Consider the following 5,034-nt stretch of genomic DNA (forward strand, 5'->3'; position numbering starts at 1 on the left):
GTACGAGCTGCGTGCTGGAGTGCGCGCAGACAAAAGGTCAGTCTAGCACGCGCGGCGTGTCGCCTTGACGGGCCGGTTCGTGCGGATGCCGCGGCCCGGCGCCACGACCCCAGCGGAACACCGAGACCGTCGGCTCGGTCGGCAGCCAGAACCGCCACGGGTAGAGGTCGGTGCCGGCAGGTCCCGCCACCCCGACCCGCGGGCCGCTCGCGACCGGCGCCAGCGGCCGCTCCGGCAGCAGCAGACGTGCGCGGGCACCGCCGCGCGGCTGCGCCGTCAGTGCGTCGAGGCCGTCGTGAATCGGATGCCGCAGCCCGGCCGCCTTCGCGAGGCGCCCCGGACCACGGGCGAGCTCCCGCGCCGCGACGGGCGCGCCTGCACTGCCGAGCCGGCGACGGGAGGCGGCATCCGCCCCGCTGACCACCTCGCCCGCACGCAGCAGCACCGCACCTGCGACCCCCTCGGGGCCGCACACCACGTTGACGCACGAGTGGATGCCGTGGCTGAGGTAGACGTAGAGGAGTCCAGCGCGTCCCCACATCGTCGCGTTGCGCGCGGTCGGTCCGCTGCGGGCGTGGGACGCCGGATCGGGAACGTCACCGGTGCCGAGGCCGTGGTAGGCCTCGACCTCGGTGATGCGCACGGCGACCGTCTCACCCCCGACACCGACGTGGAGAACCGCACCGAGCAGTCGGGGCGCGACCTCGAGCGGGAGGCCGGCGAGGTCCGAGGGCGTCGCCGGGCGCAGCCCGTCGCTCACTCGATCGGCACCTGACACCACGAGATGTCGAACGCCGACAGCTTCGACACCTCCTTGCCGGTGTCGAGGTCGATGATGTGCGTCTCGACCGTGCCGGGCACCGGGTACTCGTAGGTGGTCACGTACGGGTTCTGTGCGACGTTGGGTGCGATGAGCACCGCGGCGTAGCGAGCGCTCGGCGACGTGCAGACCTGCAGCACCGCGTCGGTGGCCGCGGAGGTGTACACCACAGATGACGTGCCGTTGGCGAGCACCCGGTAGATCTCGGTGCCGGTGGTGGCGCCGTTCGTGACCTGCGCGTACTGCCGGAGCGTCGTCGTGGCGGTGAGCGGCGTCACGGTGCCGGCGAAGCCGGCGACGTTGGGCGGGTCGGTGAGCAGGGTCTGCGCCCCGCTCGTGAGGTCGATCGAGTATGTGCCGTCGGGTCGCTCGATGATCGCCGACGTGCTGCCGCGGGCGATGCCGTCGATGCTCGCCGCGCTGCCCAGGTCGACGGGGTCCTTGCCCGCCGAGGAGGCGAGCAACAGCCGGCCGTCGAAGGTGAGCACCAGGATGTTGTCGGTGCCGGGCACGAACCGCCACTGCGCGACGCTCGGAGACACCCCGCTCAGCGCGATCCGCGTGGGCGGGGCGGCGGCGTCCTGCAGCGCCAGCGAATCGGTGTACAGCACGCTCGCGTCCCCCGAGGTCTTCGAGACGTTCGCGTCGGTGAAGGTGTATCCGATGACCTCGCCGCGGTCGGCGACGCCTAGATCGCGGATGTCACCCGCGCCCGGCAGCGGAAGGGTGCGCGCGTTCGCGCCGTCGAGGTCGGTGACGATGAGCTCGGGCTTGTCGTCGGCGGTGCGCACCGACATCACGAGGTGCTGGCTCGTCGCCCGGAAGTCCTCGATGTGAGGGTTCTCGAAGACGGGGACCGCCTGGGCACCGTCGAGCCCGGTGCGGAAGATCGTGTCGGTGCCGCTGCCGCGCTTGAGCATGAAGACCGACAGCGCGGGCGTGTGGAAGCTCTCGCTGAGCGTCGTCACCGGACCTCCGCCGATGCCGACCACCCCGTGGACGGTGACGGTGTACTGCGTGTCGTCGTAGAGGGCGTTCGAGAAGCGCACGCCGATGTCGCGCCCCGACGTCTGCACGGTGAACGACGCGGCAGGCGTGACGGTGACCTGCGAGGTCTCCACCTTCTGCAGCGACTGCGAGGTGGTGAGGATGACGCGGGCACCGCCGGCCTCGACAGCCGCCTGCGGATCGACCGACACCGCCGTCACACGCGGACCCTGCACGCTCGACACCGCCGCGCCCGCGAGCGCGACGACGCCGAGCACCGCGATCACGGCGGCGAATCCGATGCCGAACGCACGCCGGCGACGGCGACTGCGACCCGAACGGGTGCGGAGTGCCGGGTCAGTACTCATACGGATCCTGCGGCTGGGCGATCGGTGTGACGCTCGAGGCGACGATCTCGAGCTTTCCGGTGTCGGACGCCGCGCGTACCGTGCCCTTCACATCGACCCACTGGCCGGTGTTCGGTGTCGAGTCCGCCCCCGCGATCGTCAGGCTCGCGGTCTGCGCATCGATGACGCAGTGTGTGATGACCAGCCGTGTCAGATCGAACGCCCCGCCGTTCTGCGCGGGGGTCACGAAGCCGATCAGCGACACGGTGCGACCCTCGAACACCTCGGTGCTCGTCGCGGTCGCGAACACGCTGGCCCAGTCGCCGACCCCGAAGGTTGCCGTGTCGCCCGTGCTGGCGAGGGTGATCGTGTCGGATCCCGCGAACAGGGGCGCAGCGCCCACGTTGCGCGACTGCGCGAGCTCGGCGCTGAGGGATGCCGGGGGCACGACGACGATCGCGACCGCCACCGCAGTCGCGATGGCCCCGCCGATCGCGGTCGCGCCGAGCCCCACCCACGCGCGCACCCCGCGGCGGGGCGCGTGCTCGTGGTCGTGCGGGTGGTCGTGGTCGTACGCGTGGTCGTGGTCGTGATGCGCGGCATCCGCCACCGCACCGTGGTCGTGACCGTGGTCGGCCTCGGCCCCGAGGGGCAGCGCGAAGCTGAGCACTGCGCCGATGAGCACGACGAACGCCATGGGCACCGCGAACCAGTACGACGACGGGTTGATGTAGAGGGCGAGCTGGCCGGTGAGCCAGAGCACGATCGTCGCGACCGCGAGGAGGGAGGCGATGCCCGCGCCCATCCACCGGGAGAAGAGAGCCGACGACCTACGCAACGAGGTTCACCACCAGACCCAGCACGAACGCGAACAGCACGACGACGACGACCGTGCCCGCGAGTACGCGTGCCGTGAACGTCGTGCGCATGAGGGCGATCATCTTGACGTCGACGAGCGGACCGACCAGCAGGAAGGCGACGATCGCGCCCGGGGTGAACGTCGACGCGAAGGACAGGGCGAAGAACGCGTCCACGTTCGAGCAGATCGAGACGATCATCGCGAGGATCATCATCGCCACGATCGAGAGCACCGGGTTCGAGCCGATGGCGAGAAGCGCCTCGCGCGGCACCAGAACCTGCACCGCCCCGGCGAGCGCCGAGCCGATCACCAAAGCCGGCATGACCGCGCGCAGCTCCACGAGGAACTGCGCCAGCGAGCGGCGCCAGCGCCCGCCCGACTCGGTCTCGACGATCTCGCAGGTCGCCCGGAACCGATCGGTCAGCAGCGCGTCGGGGTCGGGGTGGCGGCTGTAGAGCCAGCCGATGAGGTTCGCGACGACGAATCCGCCGAGCAGGCGAGCTACGAGGATGCCGTCGTCGAACCCGAATGCCTGGTTCGTGGTGATGATGACGATCGGGTTCACGATCGGGGCGGCGACGAGGAAGGTGAGCGTCTCCGACACCGCGAACCCGCGCATCAGCAGCCCCCGCGCGAACGGCACGTTGCCGCACTCGCACACGGGGATCAGCATGCCGAGCAGCGACAGCACCGCCCGGCGGGCCCAGGCGCGGCGCGGCATCCATCTCTCGATCGCTCCGGGCGGCACCCACACCTGCACGACGATCGACAGCAGCACACCGAGCGCCACGAAGGGCAGCGACTCGATCAGCACGCTGATCGCGAGGGTCAGGCCGTCCTGCGCGCGGGTCGGGAGGGAGATGTCGAGCGCGCCCGGAACCAGCAGGTTGACGGCGAAGACGACACCGACCACGATCGCGCCGATGAGCAGGGCGCCGGCGATGCGTCCGGGCGCGCGACGGGGCTCCGGTGCCGGGGTCGACCGGCGCACCCGGGCGCGTTCAGCCGTTGTCACGCTCGTGGGCCCGGAGGGCGGTGCAGTCGGCGCAGAGACCGAAGATGTCGACGACGTGCTCGGCCTCGGTGAAGCCGTGGGCCGCGGCGGTGCGACGGGCCCACTCCTCGACGTCGGTCGCCGCGATCTCGACGGCCTTGCCGCAGCGGCGGCAGATCAGGTGGTGGTGGTGTCCCGTCGTCGCGCACGCGCGGTAGAGGCTCTCGCCCTCGGGGCTCTGCAGCGAATCGGCCTCGCCGTGGGCGGCGAGGGTGGAGAGGGCGCGGTAGACGGTGGCGAGACCGATGCCGGTGTTCTGCTCACGCAGGCGCGCGTGCAGATCCTGTGCGCTGATGAACCCGGGAGCGTCGGACAGCTCTTCGCGCACGCGATCGCGCTGCCACGTGTTCCGCTGCACCATGGCGGCGAGTCTACCCACGAGGAACGCGGGGTCAGCCGGGGCATCCGGCTTTCCCGGCGTCCTCAGAGGGCGCGGGTCTGACGCTCCCTCGCCGCACCGACGATGCGGCAGACGAGGTAGATGAGGAACGAGATGGTCGTGATGTAGGGGCTCACCGGCAGAGTGCCCATCACGGCGAGCAGGATGCCGCCCACCGCCGAGGCCACGCCGAACGCGGCGGCGAGCACCGGCACCGCGAGCGGACCCGTGGCCACCCGCATCGCCGCCGCGGCCGGGGTGACCAGCAGCGCGAGCACGAGCAGCGCGCCGATGATGTGCACCGCGACAGCGACGACGAGGCCCAGCAGCAGCATGAAGCCGAACGACACCCACGTCGACGGCACACCGCGGGCTGCTGCCGACTGGGGGTCGAGGGAGTCGAAGCGCAGCGGCCGCCACATGAGCAGCAGCGCCACGAGCACGACGGTGCTGATGACGGCGAGGGCCGTCAGCTGCGCCGACTGCACGGAGACGATCTGTCCGGTGAGAAGGCTGAAGCGGTTGGCGCTGCGGCCGTTGTAGAGCGACAGGAACAGGATCCCGAGGCCCAGGCCGAACGGCATGAGC

The 5,034-nt window shown here is 71.1% G+C and carries 6 protein-coding genes; all 6 read right to left on the minus strand.

Features of this window, described 5'->3' with window-relative positions; translation table 11 throughout:
- Nucleotides 1-37 precede the first annotated feature (37 nt).
- Nucleotides 38-760, minus strand: a complete 723-nt coding sequence (locus ASG00_RS04945; protein WP_056207336.1) for a DNA-3-methyladenine glycosylase — start codon at nucleotides 758-760, stop codon at nucleotides 38-40.
- On the minus strand, nucleotides 757-2,175 hold the full coding sequence (locus ASG00_RS04950) for a hypothetical protein (protein WP_056207339.1): 1,419 nt from the start codon (nucleotides 2,173-2,175) through the stop codon (nucleotides 757-759). The genes ASG00_RS04945 and ASG00_RS04950 overlap by 4 nt, the downstream gene beginning before the upstream one ends.
- Entirely contained in the window at nucleotides 2,165-2,959 is a 795-nt protein-coding gene (locus ASG00_RS04955) for a TIGR03943 family putative permease subunit (RefSeq protein WP_056207341.1), read from the minus strand. Before ASG00_RS04955 ends, ASG00_RS04950 begins: the two co-directional genes overlap by 11 nt.
- Nucleotides 2,960-2,984: 25 nt before the next feature.
- A complete protein-coding gene (locus ASG00_RS04960) occupies nucleotides 2,985-4,028 on the minus strand; it encodes a permease (RefSeq protein WP_048809197.1) in 1,044 nt (347 codons plus the stop codon).
- Nucleotides 4,015-4,428, minus strand: coding sequence for a Fur family transcriptional regulator (locus tag ASG00_RS04965; RefSeq protein WP_045247030.1), 414 nt, complete (start codon nucleotides 4,426-4,428; stop codon nucleotides 4,015-4,017). Before ASG00_RS04965 ends, ASG00_RS04960 begins: the two co-directional genes overlap by 14 nt.
- 62 nt (nucleotides 4,429-4,490) lie before the next feature.
- Nucleotides 4,491-5,034 (minus strand): metal ABC transporter permease (locus ASG00_RS04970; RefSeq protein ID WP_235559151.1); only part of this gene is annotated, 544 nt, incomplete at its 5' end.

The sequence above is a fragment of the Microbacterium sp. Leaf351 genome (assembly GCF_001423825.1).
Classification (GTDB): Bacteria; Actinomycetota; Actinomycetes; order Actinomycetales; family Microbacteriaceae; genus Microbacterium; species Microbacterium ginsengisoli.